The organism is Bifidobacterium polysaccharolyticum, assembly GCF_016101585.1.
GTDB classification, from domain to species: Bacteria; Actinomycetota; Actinomycetes; order Actinomycetales; family Bifidobacteriaceae; genus Bombiscardovia; species Bombiscardovia polysaccharolytica.
Window position 1 is genome coordinate 410701 of record NZ_JACFQG010000002.1, and the last position, 26112, is coordinate 436812.

The 26112-nt window shown below is 54.9% G+C and carries 16 protein-coding genes and 1 tRNA gene; 2 read left to right on the forward strand and 15 right to left on the reverse strand.

The window, feature by feature from the left end; all coding sequences use genetic code 11:
* Positions 1–20: 20 nt before the first annotated feature.
* The 5 genes from H3T90_RS04915 to H3T90_RS04935 form a co-directional block, all read right to left on the reverse strand.
* Positions 21–929: a carbohydrate ABC transporter permease gene (locus tag H3T90_RS04915; RefSeq protein ID WP_082097814.1), complete on the reverse strand. Its 909-nt coding sequence runs from the start codon at positions 927–929 to the stop codon at positions 21–23.
* Entirely contained in the window at positions 922–1797 is an 876-nt protein-coding gene (locus tag H3T90_RS04920) for a carbohydrate ABC transporter permease (RefSeq protein ID WP_198229768.1), read from the reverse strand. The genes H3T90_RS04915 and H3T90_RS04920 overlap by 8 nt, the downstream gene beginning before the upstream one ends.
* Positions 1798–1873: 76 nt before the next feature.
* Complete coding sequence (locus tag H3T90_RS04925) at positions 1874–3178, reverse strand: extracellular solute-binding protein (RefSeq protein WP_198229769.1); 1305 nt, start codon at positions 3176–3178, stop codon at positions 1874–1876.
* Positions 3179–3887: 709 nt separating this feature from the next.
* Positions 3888–5315, reverse strand: a complete 1428-nt coding sequence (locus H3T90_RS04930; RefSeq protein WP_198229770.1) for an alpha-L-fucosidase — start codon at positions 5313–5315, stop codon at positions 3888–3890.
* A gap of 214 nt (positions 5316–5529) precedes the next feature.
* Entirely contained in the window at positions 5530–8274 is a 2745-nt protein-coding gene (locus H3T90_RS04935; RefSeq protein WP_198229771.1) for a glycoside hydrolase family 2 protein, read from the reverse strand.
* A 247-nt stretch (positions 8275–8521) separates the two neighbouring features.
* Between H3T90_RS04935 and H3T90_RS04940 the strand changes: the two genes are divergently transcribed.
* Positions 8522–8594: transfer RNA gene (locus tag H3T90_RS04940), tRNA-Lys, on the forward strand.
* Between the two features lie 222 nt (positions 8595–8816).
* Here H3T90_RS04940 and H3T90_RS04945 read toward each other — a convergent pair.
* The gene (locus tag H3T90_RS04945) at positions 8817–9161 is read right to left on the reverse strand and encodes a helix-turn-helix domain-containing protein (protein WP_198229772.1); all 345 of its coding nucleotides are present in this window, start codon (positions 9159–9161) and stop codon (positions 8817–8819) included.
* 91 nt (positions 9162–9252) lie between these two features.
* Between H3T90_RS04945 and H3T90_RS04950 the strand changes: the two genes are divergently transcribed.
* Positions 9253–10500, forward strand: a complete 1248-nt coding sequence (locus tag H3T90_RS04950; protein WP_198229773.1) for an AIPR family protein — start codon at positions 9253–9255, stop codon at positions 10498–10500.
* A 609-nt stretch (positions 10501–11109) separates the two neighbouring features.
* Here H3T90_RS04950 and H3T90_RS04955 read toward each other — a convergent pair.
* The 9 genes from H3T90_RS04955 to H3T90_RS04995 all read right to left on the reverse strand — a co-directional run bounded on the left by H3T90_RS04955 (position 11110) and on the right by H3T90_RS04995 (position 25982).
* Positions 11110–13476 (reverse strand): KAP family P-loop NTPase fold protein, encoded by a 2367-nt coding sequence (locus tag H3T90_RS04955; RefSeq protein ID WP_198229774.1) that lies wholly within the window; start codon positions 13474–13476, stop codon positions 11110–11112.
* A gap of 400 nt (positions 13477–13876) precedes the next feature.
* Positions 13877–16135, reverse strand: coding sequence for a DEAD/DEAH box helicase (locus tag H3T90_RS09035; protein ID WP_198229775.1), 2259 nt, complete (start codon positions 16133–16135; stop codon positions 13877–13879).
* A 50-nt stretch (positions 16136–16185) separates the two neighbouring features.
* A complete protein-coding gene (locus tag H3T90_RS04965) occupies positions 16186–17712 on the reverse strand; it encodes a hypothetical protein (protein WP_198229776.1) in 1527 nt (508 codons plus the stop codon).
* Positions 17713–17914: 202 nt separating this feature from the next.
* On the reverse strand, positions 17915–18550 hold the full coding sequence (locus tag H3T90_RS04970; RefSeq protein WP_045935895.1) for an ABC transporter ATP-binding protein: 636 nt from the start codon (positions 18548–18550) through the stop codon (positions 17915–17917).
* A 57-nt stretch (positions 18551–18607) separates the two neighbouring features.
* Positions 18608–19252 carry a hypothetical protein gene (locus H3T90_RS04975; RefSeq protein ID WP_198229777.1) on the reverse strand — a complete coding sequence of 215 codons (645 nt, stop codon included), beginning with the start codon at positions 19250–19252 and terminating at the stop codon, positions 18608–18610.
* Between the two features lie 22 nt (positions 19253–19274).
* Positions 19275–19970: a beta-carotene 15,15'-monooxygenase gene (locus tag H3T90_RS04980; RefSeq protein ID WP_198229778.1), complete on the reverse strand. Its 696-nt coding sequence runs from the start codon at positions 19968–19970 to the stop codon at positions 19275–19277.
* A complete protein-coding gene (locus tag H3T90_RS04985; RefSeq protein WP_198205804.1) occupies positions 19967–20830 on the reverse strand; it encodes an ABC transporter permease in 864 nt (287 codons plus the stop codon). The genes H3T90_RS04980 and H3T90_RS04985 overlap by 4 nt, the downstream gene beginning before the upstream one ends.
* 494 nt (positions 20831–21324) lie before the next feature.
* Positions 21325–24453, reverse strand: a complete 3129-nt coding sequence (locus H3T90_RS04990) for a cation-translocating P-type ATPase (protein WP_198229779.1) — start codon at positions 24451–24453, stop codon at positions 21325–21327.
* A gap of 203 nt (positions 24454–24656) precedes the next feature.
* On the reverse strand, positions 24657–25982 hold the full coding sequence (locus H3T90_RS04995; protein WP_198229780.1) for an MFS transporter: 1326 nt from the start codon (positions 25980–25982) through the stop codon (positions 24657–24659).
* Positions 25983–26112 lie beyond the last annotated feature (130 nt).

Here is a 26112-nt window from a genome sequence, read left to right on the forward strand (position 1 = left end):
CTCGCCGCGCAACCGTCTTTTCATCCCTTCACACCGCCGGCCAGGGAGTACGTCCCCAGGAAGCGGTTGGCGATGACATACATGATCACCACTGGGAGGGAGTAGATCAGGGAAAAGGCAGCCAACTGACCATAGATGATCATCCCATGCTGGCCGAAGAAGGAGTATATGGTCACTGAGGCCGGCTGTTTGTTGGGCGACAGAAGGAGCATGTAGGGGACGAAGAAGTTCCCCCAGGTCCCCATCAGTATGAAAATACTGACGGCCGCCAGCCCCGGCTTCATCAGCGGAACCACCACCAGTCGCAGGGACTTAAGCATGCTGGCCCCATCCACCCAGGCGGCCTCCTCCAACTCGACCGGGACCGAGTCCATGAAGTTTTTGGTCATCCAGATGGCCATGGGGAGGGAGGATGCCGCAAGGAAGAATATGGTCCCCGTCATTGAATCCAGGAGGTGGAGCATGACGAAGAGGGAGTAGACCGGGACCATCAGACAGGTGATCGGCAGGCAGGTGCCGAAGAGGATGGTGTAGAGGAAAGGCTTGTTGAACTTGGACCGGTACCGGGAGAGGGGGTAAGCGCACAGGACGGCACAGGCCAGGACGATAACCGTGACCACGGCCGAGATCAGGAAGCTGTTCCACAGGGGAAGGAAGGTCTGGTCCTTGGTCATGATGGCCGCAAAGTTCTTCAGAGTCCAATGCCGGGGAATCTTGGTTTGGAAGGTGGCTTCCCCGTCGAAGGCGGCGAAGAAGAGCCAAAGCAGGGGGAGGATGAAGGCCACGAAGACAACTCCCATGGCTATGTAGGACAGCCAGGCGGACAGGCCATGCCTGGTGGGCGAGGTGGGGGTGTTCAGCCTCCCCCTATGCCCAACTGTGCGGGCCGGGCGCCGGCTTGCAACAGGTTGCCTGATTGCTTCACTCATTGGTTACCCCTTTCTCGTCCTTGAGAGCGTTGACATAGACGATGCCGAAAATCGCACCGATGAAGAGCATGACCACGGCGATGGCGCACCCGTAGCCGATGTCTCCGAATTTGAAGGCCACCTTGTAGGCGAAGACTGGCAGTGTGGTGCTCTTGTCTCCGGGCCCGCCGGAGGTCATGACGAAGATCAGAGTGAAGGCAGACATGGTCTGCAGGGTGATCAGCATGAGGTTGGTGACTATGGTCTGCTTGATAACGGGAACGGTGATATGGATGAAGACCTGCCAGGCGTTGGCCCCGTCAACCACGGCGGCCTCGGTCAGGGACCGGTCCACCTCACCGATGGCGGCCTGGTAGTTCATCATGGAAAAGGCCGTACCCCTCCAGATGTTGGCCAATATGACCGCGAACATAGGAAAGAGGTAGAGCCATTCCGACCCATGAACCCCAAAAAAGGAGAGGATCTGATTGAGGGTGCCCTCTTTGGAGAAGAAGGCATAGCAGGCGAACCCGGCAACCATCTCCGGCATGACCCAGGCGGCCACGACGGCTGTGGAGACGAACTTGCCGGCGATTTTGTTGGCTCTCTGTAGGAGGACCGCCAGGGCCAAGCCCAGAAAGTTCTGAGCGATTATGGCACTGACCACGACGAAAATCACAGTCAGCCATACGGATCTGGGGAAACTTGGATCGGTGAAGAGATGTGAATAATTCTTCATGCCGACGAAGGCGGGCGCTGTGGCGGTGGGCCCACTCAGGGAGACATTGGTCAGTGACCCGTAGAAGGCCCAGATGATGGGACCGAGCATGAAGACGGCCATGAGGACTATGGCGGGCAGGACCGTCCAGTACCGTTTTGCAGTATGCATTATGGCATTTCCTTTCCAGGACGGGAGGTCGGGCGCAGGGCCAGGAAGCAGGCCACGCCCGACCGATCACCAGGTCCTATTCCCTGGTTGCAACCTTGTCCTGGCCGACGATGCCTGTTACCGCTTGGTCGTAGGCCTTAGCGGCCTCGTCTACCGACATTCCGCCGGTCACCACCTGCTCAGTAGCCTTCTGGATTTCAGCCGAAACCTTGGGGTACTCGCTCACGCTGGGGCGGACATGGGTGTAATCCAGAGCCTTGGTAGTGATCTCGGTGAAGGCGTTGGTGGCCAGATACTTGGGATCCTTGGCCACGTCGGACCTGACTGCGATCTTGGCCTCCTTGATGTCCTTCTCCAGCGAGAACTCCTTGTTGCCTAGGAGCTTGATGAACTCGAAAGCCAGCTCCGGGTTCTTGGATTTGCCGCCCACGGCCAGAGTCCACCCGCCGGAAGAGGTGACGTATTCCGGTTTCGCACCGGTCTTGCTCGGGAAGAGGGCAACCCCCAGAGTCTTCTCGTAATCCGGCCACTCCTTGGGCCCGCCCTTAATCCACGTGGAGGGCAGCCAGCTGCCGTCCAAGGTAAAGCCGATCTTGTCATTGGGAAGCCAATCCATGCTAATCGTCCCGCCGATATTCACATCCTGCGCCTGGGCCGGGGTGGGGGCATAGCCCTTGTCGTATATGGTCTTAAGGAAGTTCAGCGAATCCTTGAATCCCTGGGAGCCTATGGTCCACTTCCCCGTCTTGACATCCATCAAGGCCTTGTCCCTCTGCTTGGTCCCGTAGAGCAATTGGTAGAAGCTCTGCATGGAAGTCCCCTCGCCGACGGACGTCCCAGCGAACATATTCATGGGTACCACACCCGGCACCTTGGCCTTGATCGTAGCCGCCGTGTCCAGCAGGTCCTGCCAGGTGTGCGGCTGCCAGGGGATAGGGATACCCGCCTTTTCGAAGACGTGCTTGTTGTACCAGATAACCCTGGTGTCCGTATCGACGGGGACCCCATAGACACCGTCACGGCCTGTGCCGATCTTCTTGGCGGTCGCGATGTAGTTCTTGTTCCAGTCCTCCCACTTGTCCACGAAAGGCTTGATGTTGTAAAGGTAGCCGGCATCGGCATCGGCCTGCAGACTATCGGAATCCTGGACGATGACATCGGGCGCGGTCTCCGGTGACCGCTGTGCCAGTGAGAGCTTGGTCTTGTAATCGGATTCCTGTGCCGAAATAGGCTGTAGGTCAACCTTCTTGCCCGGGTGCTCCTTCTCGAATATCTTCTTCGCCCTTTTTACCTGTGAGTCAAACTGTGAGAACTGATCAGTCTTCTGATAGATGACTTTTATGGAGTTACCCCCCCCCCGCGGAAGAGGACGACCCCCCACAGGCGGACAGACAGAGCGACACAACCACTGCCAGGGCCGTCAGACCCAGCGACTTCTTCATTTTCTTGCCCATCTTGCTCCTTTGCACTTGTACGGCCCTACCTTGGAATATGGCATCTTCGACTTCTTATCCTTCGGTAGGACCGATTTAATCAATTTAAATGATTTATTTGGAGATTGCAAGTCCCCCTCACCCTGTCAGGGGTGAGTCTCAACCTGGCCCTCTCCCACCAGCACCATTACCGCCCAATCCCATGAATGAGCGGCTTTCCTGACGGTTGAGAGCCCTGTGATCACCTTCTCCGTGGCCTTGAGATAGACCGTCACGCTGGGGCCGAAACGGACGAATCCGAGCGAGTCAGTTATCTGTCGGATGAAGGAGTAGCCGCCAGACAGGCAGGATCCTCAGCTATGCTCGACCTATTTTATCAATTCAATTGATTTATTAGTCGAGCACAAGACGTTTCACATACGCCCGTACGTTGGGACCCGGTTGCCATGACGGTCCTCAGCGGGGCAGGCAGCCGGAAGCCTATAATCCCGGCCCCTGCTCCACTTGCCTAGCGGATAATCCAGTAGCGTTCGGTTGGCTTGCCCTGGCTGTTCTCCCGAATATCCTCGGCGGTCCTGCCCCCGGCAGTCGGCGATCCAACAACGCTCCACCTAGTCCAGGGAGACGTAAATCCTCCAACCGCCGACACCAGCTAGCTCATCGCCCGCTTCCCTCGCGGATCAGGCAGGTGTCCAGAGCCACGGGACCACGTGACCTGGTCACACTGACCTCCAGGTGGCTGGTGGTCAGCGGACCGACCTGTGCGAAGTGCTGATACCCAACGGCCCCTACTTCTGCCACCTGGCGGAGTTCACCGTCAAGTTCGGCACTGATGACGACCTGCTCCACCCGCTGGCCGACCTCGATGTGCTCGCGAAGGACGAGCCCATCCACCTGTCGGGGGCGGTCGAAATCAATGGTAACGGTGGGATGCTCATCATCCGCATCTGCCAACCACCAGCCGGAGCCCACATCGGTGGACAGGAGGGCCTGTGGGTCGCTCCCGCAGGCATTGGAGGAGACGGACACATTGGCACCCTCGGTGACGGCCCCCTGCCAGAATTCCCGGATCCTGCGGCCCAGACCGGTCAGGGAATCAACGTCGGGCTGGCTGATCTTCCCCTGGGCGTTCGGCGGCACATTGAGCAGGAGATTGGCGTTCCCGCCGACAGTGTTGGACCAGATGTCGAAAAGTTCGTCAGCTGTGCGCACCTTGCCGTCCTCACTGGCATGGTGGAACCAGCCAGGCCGGATGGAAGTGTCAACCTCGGCCGGGTACCAGACCAGAGGACCGCCGTACTGCTCAAGGACCTTGCGGCTGCCCAGGTCCTCATCTTCAGAGCGCATGGACCAATCGGGGTTGGCGAGTTGGTCCACTTCCCCCTTGCCCATCTTCCACTCTGCATGGCGGAGTGGGGCTGGAACCACGCTCCACTCGTTTTCGCGTGCCTTACCGGCCTCGTTGCCACACCAGCGGACATCAGGTCCGCAGATACTGATGGCCGCCTCCGGTTGAAGGGCCCTGATCACGTTGAAGTAACGTTGCCAGTCATAGGCCTGGGTCTTGCCGTTGGGCCCCTCGCCATTGGCTCCATCCATCCAAACACTGAAAATGGGTCCGTAGTGGGTAAGGAGTTCTATCAGCTGGCTGACGTAGTAGTCGTCATAGGCCTTGCCCTGCCCGTAAGCGGCCTCGGTCCTATCCCAGGGGGACAGGTAGACACCGAACTTGAGGCCGTGACGGCTGGCAGCCTGGGAGACATCGCGGACCACATCGCCCTTGCCTCCCTTCCAGGGAGAGCTGGCCACGCTGTGCTCGGTGTAGGCACTGGGCCAGAGGCAGAAGCCGTCATGGTGCTTGCAGGTGAGGATCACCCCCGTCATGCCAGCGGCTTTAAAGGTCTCCATCCACTGGTCGCAGTCCAGGTCCGCCGGGTTGAAGAGGGCGGGATCCTCGTGGCCCAGGCCCCATTCGCGGTCGGTCATCGTGTTCATGCCAAAGTGCATGAAGGCATACATCTCCATGCGCTGCCAATCGAGCTGACGGCGGGATGGCTTGATATTGGCGAGATAATCCAGATTCATCGGAATCCTTCCTTGGAATTCGTCTTGTCGGTGGGTTGCCTGGGTCTGCGGTCTCCTGGCGGGTCTTTGCACTTCTTTGTCCGAGTCTGCTCATACCCCATCGGGCAGCCGAGACCCAATTAATTAACTTACCTCACAATTACTACGAAAGGAATTGACACGCATGAAGCATGAATCGGAGGGGACACCATTCACCTTCCCCTCGGAAGGATGCTCACAACTGCTGACGATGCAAATCGTTGGCTGTCCGCAGGACCTTGGGAGACAAGAAGGCCTCAGGATTGTCCACAGGAGCCGAGGTGATGTGCCAGACGACCGACTCCCCGGGAAGGAGGGTGGCCATGCCGCCGTCGATTGAGGCAGCAGGGTCCACCTTGTCCACCATGCAGAAGACGTCACGGGCATATGTCCGAGCAGTCAGGGTCAGTCGGTAGCCGCGATCCTCTGCCTCAATAGAGGCTTCGAGGGGGTTGGGCCGGAGGGCCTGGTCGACAACCTCAGCCGGATTGTAAATGGCCCTAGCAAAACCTGGTTGGTCGGAATTAGCCACGAGGATCTCCTGGGCAGGGTCGCCGAAGGTAGCCACGGCGGCCTCCAAAACCACCTGGGCCTGTCCTCCTGCCGGTATAGAGACCCGGGCGATTTGATCGGCTAGAACGGTTCCGTCCAAGCGGCGGCGCTCCACCCGCCACTGGCCCTCCCAGGCCTGACGGGTGTCGTTGACCATGACCAGGGCCAGCTGGTCGGGGGTGACAGGCATGCCAGCCCAACTGTGCTCAGCCCGGTATTCCTCTGAGACCTCGGGCTGAATGGAGGCTAGGCGAGGAGCGAAGAAATCGCGCGAGGCGAACCAGAGGGGCTTGCGATGCCCGTCATAGTCCACCGCCGCCCAGGAGATCACCGGCCAGTCGTCATTGAGCTGCCAGACCAGGGTGCCGGCATTCACCGGCTCCAGCGAGCGCATGTACTCCACCCCGAATCGGATGGCCTGTGCCTGCTGCAACTGACAGGCCCAGTGCCAGTCCTCAATGTCCTCCCAGCGGTCACTGGGAATCAGCCAGGAATGTGGCCCATCCGAACGATGACCGTTGACCACGCCGCCGTAGCTGATGTCATAGAAGTCACCCGGAGTCAGGTGGGAACGCATGCCCCTGGAGAGCTTGATGTTGCCATCGATGGCCTTCTGATGGACCAGCATCTGGGTGCCGAAGGGGTCCAAGGGGCTGTCATGCACCACCCGGGTCAGGGTGCTCCAGGCAGGAGGCGCCTGGTATCCGAACTCGTCGGCGAAGCGGGGCTTGTAATCCCTGTAGGCCCTGTAGTCCTTGTTGTTCCACACATCCCAGATGTGCACGGTCCCGTCGTTGTCCTTGTTGGGCGAGGTGTACTTGGTGAAACTCATCGGGGAACTCGGCAGGTAGATTCTGGTCGGATCCAGCTGTGCGAACAGACGGGGGAAAAGATCGGAATAGTATCCATCACCCCAAGGGCGTTCCCCGTAGCCGTACGCGTTGGGGGCGGCCGAGGGGTCGGCCAGAGCGTTCTTGAACCCGCCCCAGTCGGCATAGGCCGTGTAGTTCTCATTGGATCCGTTCCATACGACCAGGCTGGGGTGCGGGGATAGCCGACCGATCTGCTCCCGGGCCTCTGCCTCAACCTCTGACCAGTTATCCGGGTCCTCCGGGTAGGCGGCGCAGGCGAACATGAAGTCCTGCCAGACCATCACCCCGTTCTCGTCCGCCATGTCATAGAAATCATCGGACTCGTAGTATCCACCTCCCCAGATCCTGACCATGTTGGAATTGGACTCGACCAGGTCCTCCATCCGGCGTTGGTAGCGATCCCTGTTCATCCGGGTGATGAAAGCATCGTCGGGAATCCAGTTGTAACCGTGGGCATGCACCGGTACCCCGTTGACGGATATGCGGAAGGGACGGCCGTTCTCGTCGGCCGCTGTGTCCACACTGACCGTGCGGAAACCCACCCGGCCTGTCCACATGGCCTGGGGACGGGATTCATGGGACCCGGCGGCCGCCTCCTCCTGACCTGCCGTGACATCAACCGTGTAGAGGGGGTGGTCACCATAGCCCAGGGGCCACCAGAGCTGCACATCCGGCACCCTGAGGACCAGGCGGACCGTGTCCGCCCCAGCCTTGAGGAAGGAGCACGCTTGGATGTCGGCTCCGTTGCCACCGAGATGGACCCGCACGGGTATCCCACCAGACTGGGTGCCAGGCCGGGCCGTCTCATCGATGCCGGACCTGCCGCGACCACCGGCACGTTCCAAATCCACATCTACGGTGAGCAGGCCCTCGCCCTGATCGTCAACATCTACCAGCGGGCGGACCTGGGCAATTCTGACACCAGACCAGGAATCAATGCCTATGGGTTGCCAGATTCCAGCATTGGCCACGTCGATTCCCCAGTCCCATCCGAAGGACGAGGCCGCTTTCCGGAGCTGGTTGAAGGGGTGGTTGTCATGAGGGTAGTAACCCAGAATCGCCTGCCGTCTCTCTCCCTCGCGGACGGGAGAGGTGAAGGAGACGACCAGCGTGTTTCCCCCCTCCTTGAGTAGATCGCGCACATCCCACCGGTAGGAGCGATAGGCGTTCTGAGTGCTGCCAACCGGTCGGCCGTTGAGTTCCAGTGCGGCTACCGTGTCCAGTCCGTAGGCCACCAGGTCGTGACGCTGCGAACCGTCGTCGTGCCAGTCGAACCGGCAGGTGAACTGCCAGTCCACATCGCCGATCCACTGTTGGGCCTTTTCGTTGTCCCCGTCATAGGGGTCACCGATCAGGCCTGCACGGAGGAGGTCCATGGTCGCCTCCCCCGGCACTCGGGCCTCGACCCCATTGGCCAGGCGATCGCGGAGATCCTCTGGCGCCGCTTGGGGGTTGAGGGCTGTCATGGTCCAAGTCCCGTCAAGAGGGGTGAATGTGGATGGGTGATGTGTGAGCATGGTGCTTGTCTTCCTTGTCTTGCGCTCCGTCGGCAGAGGCTTCAACCTTTCCCCGAAGTCCCGTGATGGTCATTCAACGCGGTGTACTCCTGCACCACACTAGCAAAGGGACGGGCCGAACTTCAGGCAGCGACGAGTCTGGCAATCGGGAGGGTCAGCCGTCAGGAACCAGGCCCGATGGGGTCATCCGGTGGACAGGCCGTCACGATGTGCCGTCGGCCAAGTATGAGGTATACTGTGCCATGTTGCCCCTCTGGCTCAATGGTTAGAGCAGCGTCCTTTTAAGTCGTGGGTTGTGGGTTCGAATCCCACGGGGGGCACTTTGGATTGCCGACCATTCAGTAGCGTCGAAAACTGTACTTGATTACTTATTTACCTGCAGACCATATAGTTAAGCTTGCCACAGACCATTAAACTATCAGGATCCACTCAAGTCATGCTTGTTGCTACAGCAGTCCCTATCATCGACGCAGCAATTCTAAGCGCTCAATGGGAAACATATTAAGATCCCGCAGGCTTTGTATCTGAAGATGTCCATTTAATTACTGTTTCGTCTGCCCATTTGTTGGTTTTCGTTTATCGTCATTAAGGAAAGCTCGAGATATTTTGACAAACAGATCTGTTGTGTCTGTCTGTAAAGCGATCGACAGATTATAAAGAGTCCTGAGCGAAGGCATGTTCAATCCATTCTCGATGTTCGCCAGTGATTTCTCTGTGATCCAATCAGCTGGCAACCCGAGATCTGAGCCAGCATTAATAAAGCCTTCCCGGGTAGGTGGATTTACATCAGTCAAACTCTTCCTAAGCTGTTTGATTATCCCACCGATCTTGACCATGACCGGTCTATCAATGGAATTGCGAGCATTATTACGATTTCTGACTGTCATAACTCTATTTTAGAGGAACCATAGTACAAAAACACCACCGTAGTTCTTATTGCTTTTCTAGCTTCTTAATGCTTTTATTGAATTGTCTTCGATGAACGAAGACGAAGTAACCGGTCAAACAGGCCGGCTCATGAGCACAAAGGAGCATATAATGAAAATGACATTCCCTATTAAGGCACTGCGGACCGTCAAATCGCCGTCAGACCCCACCGTTACGACGTATTTCGCTTGGACAAACATGAGGGATCTCCCTACAGACATGCCCACCAAAGTTAACCCGCGCGAAGTGAATATGCGCACCACAACAGCGAAGAAGCTACTGGAAGCCGTATCAGGGACTGACCCGTACTTCGACATCCACAACCGCGGAATGGTCCTGTTGGCTAATGAAGTCAAATTCGATGCTTCGAATTCCCTCATCACCATTGATTTCGACCACGATGAAGATAGATATGGCGTCCTCGATGGTGGTCACACCTATGAGGCCATCAAAGAGAGAAGGGACCAGATCCCCGAGGACATAAATAAATATGTCAAACTCGAGATCTTCGTCGGAGCCGACCTAGATGTCGCCGCACTCTCGGATGCCAGAAACACCTCTGTTCAGGTCAGCGATATCGCACTGTTCAACCTCGAAGACCGATTCGACTTCATCAAGGAAGGAATAGGCAACGAGCCGTATGGGCAGGACATCGCATACAAGGACAACGAGGACAAGCGGATACCGATTGCTGACCTGCTTAGGCTGATGTACGCGTTTAACATCTCTCGTTTCCCAGACGACACTTCTGTGCCTGTAGCTGCATACTCGGGCAAAGCCAACGTTTTCAAGGACTATAAGAACGAATGGGACAAACACTCTTCTGGCAACCAACCCACCGCGGACAACATTTACCGCAGGCTGCTACCTCTTGTTCCAAGCCTTGTGAATCTGTACGAGACCATCGAACTGGAAATGGCAGAAAAGTACAGAGACTATAAGAAAATGAACGGTACAGGAGCCAAATTCGGCAGCATTCGTGGCATCGAAAACACCAATAAGGACCGTACTGAATTTTTACAACGGAAAAAAGACTATAACATTTCTTCTGGATTCATCATGCCAATTTACGGGGCATTCCGTGCTCTTCTTCACACCAAGGACAACGGAGAACTCGACTGGGAATTCGATCCAATCCAAATCTGGCAGGCTATAGGTGTCACACTCGTCCAGACGGTATTTGACACTGACACTAACCCCCAGTCCGTAGGCAAATCCAAAACTCTTTGGCAAGCAACCTACCGCATCGTAGAAAACGAAAAGAATAGGCGTCTCATTGCCAAGCTGTCACAGAAATAACTTAACTCGTGGGTATCTCACCTGTCTATACTTGTCAGGTGAGGTACTCGTATTCAGCCTGAGTGCATATTTTTCAGTATCAATATTTACTAGGCATCTGCTCAACACGCAATCGTAAAACCGATAACGACGTATAGTCCAGATGCCACCTGTATACCATACCAGCAACTGATCCACAATTACCTACTGCTTACTCGTCAACACCGCCTAATCTTGCAAAGCGCACACCCGACAATGCACTTTCAAAGCGTATATCAAATATTCTGAATTCTGACCTAGCGGATCGAATAACTCTTTAAAAGGCGTCGGTAGGACAGGTCTGTAGACTACGTGTTCAAGTCCCTCATAAATGTGCCTGCATTCACCAACGAAACCCTATCGGCCATCATCAGTTGTCGGTAGAACATCCACCAAGTCCTTTCATGCCTCACGCGCCTCAGACCCCTCCTCCATAATCAGGCAATGTAGCCCATCCACAACCGTTAGCAGATACAGTAAACACCGCACAATAACAGTTCATTGCATGGTGCCGCCATTTCCGCTGTTTTACATCCAATTAACCATCTGACCGTCGAATACAGTGAATAAACAGTGTCCAAGAAGTTAACTCTATTGGGCCTCCCCGGCCCGCTGCTTTCCCCATTGAACAACGAGACTTTTCGCCTGCTCCCTAGAGACAGGTTGCGCTGGATCAGGACTCTTAAGGGCCAGCGTGTAAGCGGCAGCACCTGTAACATTGTGAAGCACTGGAACGCTTTTCCATGAATCGAGAGCTGATCTAAATAATTCACAGGTGACGAGACGTTTCAATAAAGATGTATCTACGATATATTCGTTCCCCGACTTTCTCACCAATGCATCAAGTGCATAATCAACGAAAGTATTCTCGTCCACTAGTCGACGAAATGATTGGAATGCATCATACCTATCTTGAATGTTATCAAGTACAACTGGGATAATATCCGCATAGGATTGCAGAAGCGGACCATTTAAGAGCCTTTGTGGCTGTTTGAAGTCTGTGCGCTTGAGCTTTTCACGCAGTAACGCTAGACACCCACCCCACCTACCGCTTGGCTCGTCCCAATAAACTGATTGGACCACTAAATGGTTAAGCTTCTGCATCTGTCCATCTAGTTTATTATCAAGTTCAATCTTCGCCAGCTCTCGACCCTCTAGCTGTCTAAATTGCTGGAGTCTTTTTGAATCTGCTTTATCCTTATCTGTTGTCTGTCCATTTCTATTTAGGCTGTCTTCTACCTGGATTAGATTATTAATTTCAAAAGCCAGACAAGCAGCAACAATCATCGACACCGGTGATTTCGAATCTATAATCGCCTGCAAAATGATATTGATCCATCTGCCTGCATGTGTTTTGTTTATAATGGCAGTAGCCACATCATAAGACACACAGCGTGAATAATCATTGCTGTACTTCGCTTCAAGCTCCAGACAGAAACCAATAACTTTGGCGTACCGGGCAGCATTTACCCTGCTAAGATATTTTTCTGGCTCACCGTCAAACCCTCGGCTAGTAACAATCTCCCAATGCTTCTGATTCAAATCATTTTTATTAAGTGGGTCATCTATCAGAAACTCCCTATAGACACTTTCATGCAAGAGTCCACTTTCAATAGAAAGCCGAAAATAGGCATTAAAATGTTCGGGACGTCTTATCTCCCGACCCATCCCCTTCTGTATTATCGGCGGGTTTATACTGTCACTGATAACTGCGTAAGCAACCGAGGGAAACAGAGACTCGACTGCTTGCAAATTCCTTTCCTCAGAACCTTTATCGCTTGATGGCATCGTTTCAAGATGCCGCTTGACCGCATTCAGATGATCTTGCAACTCTTCGGCTTTAATGTCTTCTGCATCACACAGATAATTCTTGTTTACTATAATCCAACGGTATAAATTAGGATTGAAAACCTCCAGACTGGTGATGCCAAGCAGGTCTTTTAGCTCTACATCATCTTTCAGCACCTGGTAGCGCAACATAAACTCATTCGTCAGACGGTTAACATCTCTCATATTGTTGATAAACGGCACCACACATGATTTATAAATATCTGGTGCTGGACTAAACAGGTCATCACTGGACTTAATGTAAATTCTGTCAATATTTTGCTCACTAACGACAGATGTCAGCTCATCCCTCAACCTACTCAGCACCGTTTCTTTTATAGGTTCTGGCAGACCTATGGGAACCTGGACTATCTTCTCAAGGTATTCGTCGCCTTTATCGTGGCAACTCTTATCCAGTGACTTGGTAAGTGAATCCCTGTCATACAGCAGCACATATGTCATGTAAGGCAGATCACCCACAGCCTTGACAGCTCGCATCACATCCGTAACCTCATCATCCATCAGACGGTCCAAATCATCAATGAACACAACGATCCTGAACGCCGACTTTTCCAGTTCCTTCTTCAGATTCTCTCGTCGTTCCGAAAGCCTTTTGAGGTCTTGGCTATCTGGCTCCAAGGCTTCACCAAGGTCACCGAACGCTTGCACAATCCTCTGCATGGAGGAAGGAGCTACATCGGAAATAGGTGCTGCACCATTTGCCACACGCTTGAGAGATTTCGCAACGGTATGTCTGGCGGCACCCAGCTTCCCCGACAATGTTAGGGAAATCTGATTGAACAACAAGGTCACCAGGCGGCCACTGCCCGAGTATATCCAAGGCTCAAACTCTACAACTATAACTTTTCCTCCTCTCTCCTTCTCCTTTTTTCTTTTTCCTTTGTCGAGAGGAGTCGCAGCAAGTTGCTCGACAAGCATGTTCTTCAATGAAGTTTTACCTGACCCCCACGGTCCCTGAATGCCGACAACAAGAGAGCCCGGCCCCGGGAACCTGCTCAAAGCTAATGCAAGATTCCGCACGTACTCTCTCCGGCCATACCGATCGTCGGTAACGGACCGGATAGGCTCATCCTGAAGCAATGGCGGATACGACTCATAATGCTCGCTCATATATCCAGAGTACATAAACAAGGAACCCCGTTGTTTATACAATCTCAGATTCCACTTGTCCTGTGGAAATTTTGAATTTCCAATGAGAGAGTTGATCTACGCGATTAATGCTGACGTTGCACTTTTCCGACGTGAAGGTCATCACAGAGGTAGGCACTGCCTAAAGCTCTATCTCTGTATTTGCATCGAGCTACTTTGTGCTAGCTCAGACATCCATTGACTAAGTTATGAGATACACATAGAGGGCCTTGACAATTTGAGCGTTGCATAACGTCACAAGGTCATCTCCTCTCCATTCTCAAGCCGGGCCTCTTTTCATCGGTAAAAATGACGTGGGTATCCGCCCTGCAATCAAACGCGAGTGCTCCGAGATTATAAATTCAACTGCAACCCAACACGTTCAGGCTCTCGTGCTCGCCGCCACCGGCAGGTCTTTGGCGATTGTGGACGTATAGGTTCCATTCTTCCAGTCAGCGAGATTGCCCACCACATAGACACGGCGCTTGGCCCGCGACACAGCGACGTTGAGCAGGTTGGGCGAACCATTAACCCATGAACGAGAGCCTTCTCCACGTTTGCCGGCTCTGCTGCCAAGAACGATGAAGACCACATCGGCTTCCCGCCCTTGGGAGGTGTGGACGGTTCCGGCCTGGCTTGATGCCAGCCGGTTCGCTTCGCTGCTGTTGCAACCAGTGCATTGCCGCAAGGCATCCGCAAAGGTATCACGGACCTGATTGGCCACAGCCCTGAACGGAGCGATGACCAGAATATTGGTGGGGTCAATCCCGCCCTGGAAGAGTCCGCACAGACGCTTGTGAAGTTCGTAGCCTTCCTGCGGCCTCCATTGCGTTCTCCCGGTTTCGCCGGAATTCGGCGGTACATCGTACCAACAGGAAACCGGCAGCTCATCTCCCGCATGAGGCCCGGACGGATAAGCACAGGGCTGATGCTCCGGCCCTACACGCACCATCCTGCCGGAGTAGGCCATATCGTTGCATATGGAAAACATGGGTTCATCACAGCGCCGATGGACCACCAGAGGCATCCCCAGCCAGTGGTCATCCGTCTCGTCTAGCAGACCGCAAGGCGTCTGGTAATCAACCAAGGCCTGCATGTTTTCGGACTCCAGTCCTAGGTGCTGGAGGTGATGGGTGCTCGCCAGGAGTTCTCGCATTGGCTTAGGCATGGTATCCACGGGCTGGAGCTGCATAGGGTCTCCAACTGCAACCGCATGTTTCACGCGCTGCAATAGACCAGCAGCGGCCTGGGGCAGGGCCTGTCCAGCCTCATCAACAATCGCCCAGCCGAGCGCCTCCTTGCCTATCCCCGAAAACATTCTGGATATTGAAGCAAAGGACGAGGAGACGACTGGGATCACCAGGAAGAAAGTCTGCCAAGCCACCAACCTCTCGTCATTCGTAAAGCCATTCGACTGCATCACAGCGCAAGCAAGGGAAAGATTGCACATGAACTGGTGGGAAGCACCCATAACAGCCTGCTGATGAAGAGCCAGCGCCTTGATATAGACCTCCGTCCGCGCCTTGCTCCATTCCTGGTCCATCCACGCAACATGATCATCGCCAATGTCAGGCCTGGGCCACTGAATCTGCTCGGCCTCAGCAATTTGCTGTTCAAGAGCAGTAAGTTGCCTGGTCAAGGTCGCAATCTGTTTTTGGCATTGACCTAACTTCTGATCACCGACTTCCAACCCTCCATAGAAGGACTGCAACCGCTGATGGACCGCGCTGGCCTGTTCATCGAAATGCTGCTTCGCACGACGCGCCTGCTCCAGATCAGTACGTACCTTAAGCTCGTCCTGCTGCCTTTCGCGGCTGTGGAAAAATGATCTTAGTGGATGCGCCTTCCAGTAAGACAGGTGAACCTGACAAATGCCATCAGCCTGTTCCCAAGCAGCTTGCGCATTATTGGCAGCCTGGTCAGCATCCGACATCTGCCGTTCCATTGATTGAACCTGTCCGACATACCTTGAGCGGCTTGCCTTCATGCCATGGAGTTGTTCATTGAGGGTTTTCAGCTCGGCTGACAGATTGGATCGCTGATTGCACAGGTCCGAATAAGAACGCATAAGGTTGTACTGGGCAGTCTTCCTGGCGCGGATGCTCTCTTCCTTCTTCAGCGCAGTATTAAAGTCGTTCCTGGCCTTTGCCCAACTGTTTCTGCTGGCCCTTTCATCTGGCCTATATCTCAATGATTTATAGATAAATTCGTTTTTGAAGGGCCACAGGAATCGGTTTTTATTGCTCATGTTTCCCAAGACCGCCGATATCAGAGCCCAGGCAGAGGAGGTATTTGAAGGACCACTCTCCTTATCCTGACTCCTGCGATCGGCAATTTGCCCGGCAAAGTCTCGAAAAGCGAATCCACAGGGAACCTGTTTGAATTCACTGTCGATATAGGTTTCCCACTCGGCGTCTATAGCATCGGCACTGGGCAGATCCTGGCTGACGTTTTCAACAGCCTTGTTGTTGCTGGAAGCAACGACAATCTCAAAGCCGGTCACCGACGGATCAAGCGTCCAGTAGACATAGTCCTTGTCCTCATCTGAAGTTGCTCTTGCCACCCTCCGAGATGTGAAAATATCCTGAGGACGGGAGAATCCTGCCAACCGCCGAGCCCTGGCCACAATAATCTCGGCCACCACATCCTTGAGCAGGGTGGTCTTGCCGGTTCCAGGAGGGCCATTGACACCTAGCAGCGATGAGCTGCCATATCCCTCCAGGGCCGCCGTATTTGATTGATCGCCAGTTGCTGACCTGTTGACTGGAATTGATTGGAAGCACTCGGCCATCGCCCGAACGGCATGCTGGCAGGTTCCGTGAAGTCGCCGACCAGATGCCCTTCGGGGTCCTTCTGCATATCGAACCGTCGAGGATGACCAACCGATAGATATTGCCTGACCGGTTCAGAAAATATTTCAGGCCCATTTTGATAAAGGTCCTCAAGATCTTCGAGGAAGAAGGAGTCCATCATTTCGCCATTCAACGATTCCGAACTGGCTTCCAGATGGCAATTGACATAATCCCTGATCAGAGGTGAGCCGTCAGCGCGAGCGAAAAGAGGAGAGCTACTCACCGCGCGGTCATCCAGTCCCATCCGATCCACTACATGCTCAATGAGGCTTTCGATCTCATATCTGCCGACCGGACCTGCCTTGTACATCGGTCGGCCTGCTTCGTCCCCAGAGTCTTCCCCAGCCAGACGATTGAATTCGGATTTGAGTTTGCTTTCCGTATCGTCAAATACTTCGATATGTGGCCACCCAGCCGGACAATCGGGCCAGCCCTCATGATTGAACAGGCAGGAAACCGCTTTGGCATATTGCGAGAGCATCAACGATCTTGGGACCAGACAGCCATCATCCCTTACGCAGAACTCCATGAGGGAAGCCACGGCAGAAGGACCGCCAGCGCGCTTGCTCTGCCGATGGGCAAGCTCCTGTAACACCTCATCCTGAGCAGTCTCCTCGGCTGGCGAGAGCTCTCGAACAAGCTTGGCTGCCTTCAACAGCGCATTCGTGACTACACGCTGGGAAAGCCCGACTGCTATTCGAAAACGTTCATGCTTAAGCCACCGATTTTGTCGTCCTACCGCTTCTTGCTGCTCCGAGCTCTCGTCGGGTTTTACCACCTGGTGGACGGGGCGACGCGCAAATCTGTGGTCATAGTCCTTGCGGTAAACAGCACAGGCTGAGCCAGGCCGATTGGCCTTTGCTGACAGCTTTTCCACCACCCGCAGGAGGCGCGAAACCATAGAATCTGTCAGCTCAGTACCTACCGGCAGAGGGCCGGGCTGCTTAGCCACCTCTAGCCATAGCTGGTTGGTCTCCCCAAGCAGACCGGTTATAGTCTGTTTGTCGAGCCCTGATTTTGCCGCCTGCGCACGCAGCCAATTCTCAGTATCCTCCGCAAACGAGAAGGGTTTGGTCAACCGAGCGTGCATGTCTGTCTGCAGCCGGTATATTTTCCTGCTCTGCAGGTCGTTATAGAGGTTTGTATAGGAACGACGCTCATTATCAACCGGCCCGATGAGAAGATCAGCATGAATGCCATCCCATGGAAGTCGCTCCTGCTCAGAAACACTTACCCTGTGGTCGTCGTTGCGGGAGGAGGACAGAGCAATGAGCTGGTCATCCCTCCAATTTTGTGGCGAGAACAGTTCAACCGCGCACCAATATGACAAAACATCCATTGCATGCTGTTGCTCATCGTTCCCCATATTTGTCAGTATGCGGATAAGCGGGGACAGGCGCGAGAATCAGGATCCATGCTCCAGGAGTCAAACTGTTAAACGGAAGCACAAGGTTATGGACGCGCACAAGTCGCAAGCCAGGGCAGGGACACCGAATCTGACCGAATCCCGTATCAACCTTAAAACCGTCAAGCCCAAAAGGAATTGGAATAAGTATGCTCCCAGCACGTTACGGCATCTGGCTAAGTGCTCCGTCATTCATGTGGAAAAATTCATCTGCGATTTGCTTAAGCTCACCCTGGTGGTGACTGGCGATGATTATAGTCCTGCCCTGATTGCGCTGCCTGATCATCTCATCCAGGAAGATCCCCACAGAATGCTCATCCAGACCATTCGTAGGCTCATCCAACAGAATCAGACGCTGGTGTTCCATTAGGGCCTGCACAATAGCGAGCTTCTGCCGCATGCCCAGAGAATAGGATTTAACCTTCTCATCCACATGGCCATCAAGGCTGAATTCGGTCAGTAGCCGTTCAGTTTCATCAGCATCAAAAGTGTGGTTGATGTTCCCCAGATAACGGAGGTTCTGCATGGCAGTTTCACTGAGCACAAACCCCGGGTTCTCGATGATCAGGCCGATGGGCTCAGGAAGTCGACGATTGAAAACCACAGGCTGACCTCCAATGGTAACCTTGCCGGAATCCGGCCGTATAAAGCCGCATATGGCTCGCAGCAGCATTGTCTTGCCCGATCCGTTGGGACCGACTATGCCATAAATCCGTCCTGAATCAAATTCAGCTTCAACTTGATTGAGCACCCGCTTGCCTTTGTAGGTCTTGCTCAGGCTGTCAACATGAACGAACATGGGGAGTTCTCCTTATCAAATGGGCGTTAATTGTGCTATGAGGCGGCTTCATGACACTCACGCGATTCGGGGATGATCGCAGGCCACAGCGTTCGCGGCAATCAGCGCGACCGTAAGGGCAAGCAGCGATGGAAGCCATAAGGGTAGAGGACCTGCATGCGCCGTGGAAAACCACCGCGCAGCCGGCCAAAAAGACAGCAGGGACGCATAAATAACGAGAGCAACAATGTAGCCAGCCGCCCGGTTTGTCAGAAGATAGGAACAGTTAACCATAAGAAGCATGCAGAACAGGGTCAGGCCAGCACAAATAGCGGTTGACAGCAGTTGACCGGGAACCAGATCAGGTATCACCACAAAAGCGATGCATGCCTGAATCCCTGTAAAGACCAGGCAGTAAAGGGCTAAAAGTGCCAGGTAACTGGCGAAATGTCGAATCCCCCGATCCTGACGGATGTAGACCAGCGGATTCGGTATAGCCAGGTATTCCGAAAGCTGCTCAAGAGGCAGGGCCATTCCAGTAATCATGAAAACCAGGGCGTACATGTTAGTCAAGAGATTTGACTCCTGGGGATTTTCACTGAGACGATACATACCCATAAATATGCTGCTTGGTTTCCTACTGAGATAGTAGTTGGTCACCAGAACGGCAAAGGCCAGCAGAATAAGGGTCCGCAGACCGTTACGTGGTCCAAGTTGCTGCATTGCTCTTCGTAGCGCGTGCATTTCAATCACCCAGTCGATCAGTATTACCGAAAGCTGATGAGTTAGCCAGAGCCATAACCGGGCAATAGATAATGAAAGGGACAATCTGTTGTATAACCACAAATTTCCAATAAGGAGCAACAGGGTACCAAAAGTAAAATACAAACCTAGTAGCGTTACCCGCCAGTGGACTCAACAACCAATCTGCAATAGCGAAAAAACCAATGATAATAGGCAGGAATCGTCCCCAGGATATTCCAAGGTTGTTCAGCAGCAGGCAGACCAGACCCACAGAGATAATCATCATGAATATTTGCACAGGGACCATCAGGGAAACAGACAAAGCCATAGGTGTTATCTGCAGGCCCTGCAATGGGAACTCAATCAAGAAAAACAACAGCCACGTGTATAAAGCTCCGACGATGCCGACAAGTGCGCACCACAGCAAGTTGGTCTTCAACTGCAAACGCGGATCGCGCCTGACCATTTCGAAGGTCGAATACCTAGCACTTCCAGCGTATAACAGCATCAGGAATACGGGCAATACTCCGATAGTGGGGCAGTTGAGCATGAACCCCACATAGTCCATCACTGGATCCTTCTCCATGTTGAGAAATAACTGGGTCGTGCAATAGATAAAGCCAAATAGGAAGAGTCCGGTAAGAACCATTTTGGAACCGAAGGAGGAACGACGCAGGTAGATCAGATGATTAATCATGAAACATCTCGGCTTCGTTTGAATGCAACAAGTGAGGCCGATATGACAACCGGCAGGCATACCGAAAGGGCCATTCCTACGAAGATCTGCACAAGTTGTCGAGAATCTGCGCCCCCAGGAGCAGGGAAGAGAAATATCATATGGCTCCATTGGTCGGGCACAAGAAAATTGGTCATCCCTGGGAGCATCCACCAGAGCATGCTAAGGACGAAGGGGATGAGAACTTCAACATACCTATGGGTGGTAAAGAACGATGCAGCGACGGCAATATCTGCGAACAGGCCCGAAAGAATGAATACCATTAGCATGACCGTGAGGATAGCCAATGGCTGATTGAAGCGGTACAACGGATACAGCCACGAATCTGAATAAATGAGCACGTATTTGGATCCGTCAACCAAACCCGTGGCATCCGCGACATCACCATTGATGAAATTCATGTGTGGGTTCATGATTGCCGCAATAACCAAGTTTATCAAAAGCGGGCTCAACCCCCCTATGCCTCCCAAAACAAATCCGGATGCCAGCGAGGTGTTCATGATTTTGCCGCGTCCCTCGCGTCCCAGCATTCCACTCATGCGTCGACTATGCCGCTCGATTGCAGCTACACTGCCGCCTACAAGAGCAGCAAGAAAAGGAAGAATGAATAGATAAAGTCCCGATCCAGTCCCATCGCAACTGAATAACATCACGTCGCTGAGGAAAGTCAGTTCATGACCAGGAGCTAACCGAAAGCCAGCATAATGCGTCGTCGAATACTGGATTAGGAAAAGTGCAATCGACATCGCAATTACCGAAACCATTCGAAGACTAGTCAAGCTGCGAGAGATTTGAGCCTTAGCCAGGGATGTATTAATCAAAATACTCCTCCGTTGAACATAAGAGTTGACAAGTCCCTTCATCCATCTAATGGTCGATGAGGCTAACCGTTGCCTCACTCACACTGAACCGGATCTCCGCACACCGTAACACTGCCATAGTGACTAATGTTTGTAACACTTTATTGAGAAATAAGTCTCACTGTCAAATCAGCGTTTCGTCATCTTCTATTTTCCAGCTCTAATACGGCCGAATTCACATCGAAAAGCTATAGTCATTCCTCGACACTCTGTATCCCTTTATCATTCAAACGGTTGCTAATTGTGCAGGAAAGTTGAAAAATGGGCCAAACTGCAGATGAAACCGACAGCGTCAATGTTGATAATTTTGATCAACACTACCTCTGTATGGAAAAGAGTGATGAAGTGACACACAGCTGATCCATAACGGCTGTGCGAAAGATGAAGCAGGGCGCAACTGTGCCCTTACCCGATGCGGCGAGAACGAGTGCAGTAACCGCATCAGGAAGAAACGGTCACGCCCGTATCCGTCTTACTGCCCAGTTGAACAGCTTGCGCAGCTCCGAGGCCACAAGGACCAGGGAGGCCAGGGCGATGCATTCCAGCCACGCCTGGGGCTGGAGGGGGACGGTGCCGAAGGCCTCGCCCAGGAAGGGCACATAGATCACCAGAAGCTGCAGCATTATGGAGATGCCGATGGCGCTCCATAGCCAGGGATTGCTGAAGAGCCCCTGGAAGGCCGACTTGCGGGAGGAGCGGGAGGCCAGTGCGTTGAAGAGCTGGGCGAAGACCAGGATGGTGAAGCCCATGGTCCGCGCCTCCCTGATCTGCGCCTCGTGGCCGATCGCTTGGACTGACCTGTCGGTGAAGAGGCCGCCGCTCAGATGCATGTCCATGCCGATCAGGGTGACCACGGCCATGATCAGGCCTATGTAGATGATGTCGATCCACATGTCCCGGTCGATCACCCGGTCGTTGATGGATCGGGGCGGCCGGTCCATCAGATCGTCGGTCTGCGGGTCCACGCCCATGGCCAGCGCAGGCGCCGCATCGGTCAGCAGGTTGATCCAGAGCAGCTGGGTGGCCAGCAGCGGCACGGTGACACCCGCCATACCGGGCTGCGATATGCCCAGAAGCCCTGCAAAGACCACTCCACCGAAGACCGTGAAGACCTCTCCCATGTTGGAGCTGAGCAGGTAGCGCAGGAACTTGCGGATGTTGTCGAATATGCCCCGGCCCTCTCGCACAGCCTGGACGATGGTGGCGAAATTGTCGTCCGCCAGGATCATCTTGGCCGACTCCTTGGTGACCTCGGTCCCGGTGATGCCCATGGCCACGCCGATGTCTGCGGTCTTGACAGCGGGGGCATCGTTGACGCCGTCGCCGGTCATGGCCACGACTTTGCCCTGGTCCTGGAGCGATTCGACGATCTTCAGCTTGTGCTCGGGGGCCACGCGGGCGTAGACGGAGACCTTGGAGGTGGTCTCACGAAGCTGGTCCGGATCCATGGCATCCAGCTGCTCGCCGGTGCAGGCGGGCTGTCCAGGCTTGATGATGCCCAGGTCCCCTGCGATTCTGGCCGCAGTGAGTGGATGGTCGCCAGTAATCATGATCGTTCTGATACCGGCCTTGTGAGCCTGGCCCACCGCATGACGAACCTCGGTTCGGGGCGGATCGATGATGCCGACCATACCCGTCCAGATCAGATTGCTCTCCAGATTGGCGCTTTCCTGGATCACCTTATCCGCGGACAGGCGGATTGCGGGAGCCTGCTGAGACCTCTGAGACAACCGGCCCATCTGATCTGTCCCAATTGTGCTTGACGGCTCCTCCCCCTCGTCGGGTTCAGCCAGGGACGACAGCTCCTGATTGTATAGAGGCCGGAAAGCCTGTCCCAAAGTCCTGTACGCATTCGACGAGAGGCTGCTGACCTGGGCAAGTATCCTCTCCCGATCGGCACTGGTCATAGACCTGACCTGGCCACCATCGAGAATCCGGTCGCATCGGCCAAGCAGCACATCGGGAGCGCCCTTGCAGAAGAGTCGCGATCGCCCTTCGCCGCCATCATTCGGGGCGGCCAGGACCGACATGAGCTTGCGCTCCGATGTGAAGGGAATCTCGGCCAGACGGCGGTAACCATCAGCCTTGGCATCAGAACCGACTTTACGAGCGGCAACGATCAGCGAGACCTCTGTGGGATCACCGACAATCTGCCAGTGCCCTTGTCCGGATCCAGACTGGACCTGGGAACCCGGTTCGGCCTGGTCCACCTGCCAGTGAAGGTCTCCGTCGTTGGCAATGGTCCCGACCATCAGGGTCTCTTCAACCGCCTTAGCCAAGGATGAATCGATGGTGTCCGTCAGCTGGCCATTAGGCTCTCCAGCCTCGACCGGCTGCATGGCTCCCTCAGGGGCATACCCGGTGCCAGTGATCCGGACCTGTCCCGATGGGACGACCACCCGCTCAACGGTCATCTCATTGCGGGTCAGCGTCCCCGTCTTATCAGAGCAGATGACCGATGCCGAGCCCAGCGTCTCAACCGAGCTGAGCTTCTTGACGATGGCATGATGCTTGGCCATGCGCTGCACACCCAGGGCGAGAACCACAGTCAGGATGGCCGTCAGCCCCTCCGGCACGGCGGCCACGGCCAGCGAGACGGCCATGAGAAGGGAGTCAATCAGATCCTGGGTTGTCCGGAAGCCCTCCATCAGGGCCAGAGCAGCCAGAACCAGGACCGCAATCAGGCAGACGGCCAGGCCGAGAAGCTTGGAAACCCGGGCCATCTCCTTCTGCAGAGGCGTGGGCTCCTCCTGGGTATCAGCAAGCATGCCGGCGATTTTCCCGACCTGGGTATCCATGCCGGTGGAGGTGACGATCATGCGACCGGTGCCCTGGGTGACCGCAGTGCCGTTGAAGACCATATTGGTCCTGTCGCCCAAAGCCTTGGGCTGGTCAAGCCGACTGGGCCGTTTACCCACTGGCAATGATTCGCCAGTCAACGATGCCTCGGCCACACGCAGGCCCGCAGCTTGGAACAGTCTTCCGTCGGCGCCGACCGAATCGCCCTCAGCCAGAACCACTACGTCACCGGGGACGATTCTGCTGGTCTCCAGGCTGACCACCTGACCGTCGCGCAGAACCGAGGCACGTGGGGCCGTCATGCTTGCCAGAGCGTCAACCGCCCTCTCGGCCTTTGCCTCTTGGGCGTATCCCAGGGCGGCGTTAAGAATGAGGATGATCATGATGACGATGGCATCGAAGGGCAGAGGTTCGCCGCCTCCCGATGCCGGGTGCGAGCGCTCCACCACCCAGGCCACCAGCGAAATGGCTGTGGCTACCAAGAGCAGATAGACCAGGGGATCCTTGAATTGTTGAAGGAACTTCCTCCACGCGGGAACGGGAGGTGCCCCAGCAAGCTCGTTGGGGCCGAATAGTTCCAGTCGACGAGCTGCTTCGGCCTCGGCCAGACCCTGGTTGGGATCCACGTTCAGGGCAAGGGCAACCTGATCGACATCTGCTGTAGAAGGGTCCTTGAGGACGGGGTCATTCGCGGCGAGCCTCTGCTCAGAGTCCTGCTCTGTAGCCGGAATCATGCCTGTATCTGTTGATTGTTCATGCTTGGAGTTGCTGGTCAACCCAGTCATGCCACTCTCCTGCTTATGCCACGGAGTAGTCAACGCTTCGGGGGCCTGTTGAAAGAAATCAGAGGCGGCCAGGCCAAAACGCTGCGTGGATGTTTACCAAGTTGAATCCACAATATACATAAACACGGCCTAAGTCGTCAAGGCCTTTGCTCCAGGGCGTATCAGCAGGCGTTTCATGCCGATGCGCCCGAAGACAGGCGACCCTACCTGACCGAGCGGATCAGCATGATGACTGCCGCGCCGATCAGCACCATGACGATGGCAACGGGGAATATGAACACATACCCTGCACGGATCACCAGTACCGAGACCAGTACCGGGGCGATGACCTGTCCCAGGGTATTGGCCAGGTTCAGGATGCCCAGATCCTTGCCCGCTTCGTTCTTGTTCGGTAGCACATCGACATTCAGAGCCTGGTCTACCGAGGTGTAGATGCCATTGCCCAGGCCGGCGATGCCCGCGTAGCACATCATGCCCACTGCTGTCGGGAACACCCACGGCAGGGCGATACCCAGGGCCAGGATGCAGGAGCTGACCACCACGATGACCTTGCGGCGGCGCAACTTGTCTGAGATGGGACCAGAGATTATCGAAGCAAAGAAAGTGACCACCATCGAAATGACGGACATCGTGGAAATTGTGCTGGCCGACTCCGCCACTGAAAGCCCACAATACTTTTGCAGAATATAAAGCTGATAAGTAGCTACCATGGACGAGCCCACCATCATGAAGAGCCTGCCGCCGAGAGCCAGGTAGAAATCACGACTCCCCTTGGTCGGCGGAGTGAAGGAGACCCGCAGCCGGCGCCAGAGCCCTTGCTCCTGGTCACCCTTTCCATTACGCGCAGCCGTCGCTGAGGCACTTTCAACAGCGGAATGCTCACGCGGCCAAATGATGACGGTGAGAATGCCGGTAACTGTAAACAGGCAGATACCCAGGATGAAGCCCACCTGCATGTGACCGATGAATCGGGCGCCGATCAGGGTACCCAGGGACTGCCCTACGATGCTGCCACCACCGTAAAAGGCAGAGAAAGTACCGCGAGTGGACTCAGGTATCCGGTCCGAGAGCACCGCGACAGCCGGCGCAATCATCATGTTGACGCCCACTTGCACCAGACACCAGCCAGCCACAATGGTGGGAATAGTAACGGCCTGGGAAGTGTAGAGGTAGCCCAACGCGGTGACAATCCCGCCGACTATCACCCAAGGCGTACGTTTGCCCAGTCGCGAGTGCGACATATCCGACAGGGCGCCGAAGATCACATTGGACACCAGAGCGAATACGCATCCGACCGAATTCATCGTGCCCAGTATGGCTTCGGGAACGCCGATGCCGAGATTCGTGAACCGCTGCGGCAGGAGGACCTGGGAACCGGAGGTGCCGGCGGTCATCCACAATACTGAAAACAGACAGAAACCTATGCCAAAGCGGATTTTCTCCGCGCTTGCCAGGGGACGACCCGTATCCGGCGCCAATGCATCCGACGACGATGTCGTCTTTTGGTCTTGCTCAACCGTATCAGCCATTTCATATACTCCAATCCTTTACAGGGGAGCACCATGCTCCATCCGAGCTTCTTTGCTCTTCCGCAGGCCTGCAGTCGTGACCTTTCGCTCAGCTTTCGCAAGGATCGGCCACGACGGCATCGGCATACAT

Coding starts and splice junctions, on each gene's coding strand:
- H3T90_RS04915 (WP_082097814.1), bottom strand. CDS start 929: ATGAGTGAAGCAATCAGGCAACCTGTTGCAAGCCGGCGCCCGGCCCGC.
- H3T90_RS04920 (WP_198229768.1), bottom strand. CDS start 1,797: ATGCATACTGCAAAACGGTACTGGACGGTCCTGCCCGCCATAGTCCTC.
- H3T90_RS04995 (WP_198229780.1), bottom strand. CDS start 25,982: ATGGCTGATACGGTTGAGCAAGACCAAAAGACGACATCGTCGTCGGAT.
- H3T90_RS04955 (WP_198229774.1), bottom strand. CDS start 13,476: ATGAGCGAGCATTATGAGTCGTATCCGCCATTGCTTCAGGATGAGCCT.
- H3T90_RS04970 (WP_045935895.1), bottom strand. CDS start 18,550: ATGTTCGTTCATGTTGACAGCCTGAGCAAGACCTACAAAGGCAAGCGG.
- H3T90_RS04935 (WP_198229771.1), bottom strand. CDS start 8,274: ATGCTCACACATCACCCATCCACATTCACCCCTCTTGACGGGACTTGG.
- H3T90_RS04990 (WP_198229779.1), bottom strand. CDS start 24,453: ATGACTGGGTTGACCAGCAACTCCAAGCATGAACAATCAACAGATACA.
- H3T90_RS04975 (WP_198229777.1), bottom strand. CDS start 19,252: ATGCAGCAACTTGGACCACGTAACGGTCTGCGGACCCTTATTCTGCTG.
- H3T90_RS04980 (WP_198229778.1), bottom strand. CDS start 19,970: ATGATTAATCATCTGATCTACCTGCGTCGTTCCTCCTTCGGTTCCAAA.
- H3T90_RS04945 (WP_198229772.1), bottom strand. CDS start 9,161: ATGACAGTCAGAAATCGTAATAATGCTCGCAATTCCATTGATAGACCG.
- H3T90_RS04950 (WP_198229773.1), top strand. CDS start 9,253: ATGAACGAAGACGAAGTAACCGGTCAAACAGGCCGGCTCATGAGCACA.
- H3T90_RS04930 (WP_198229770.1), bottom strand. CDS start 5,315: ATGAATCTGGATTATCTCGCCAATATCAAGCCATCCCGCCGTCAGCTC.
- H3T90_RS04965 (WP_198229776.1), bottom strand. CDS start 17,712: ATGGGGAACGATGAGCAACAGCATGCAATGGATGTTTTGTCATATTGG.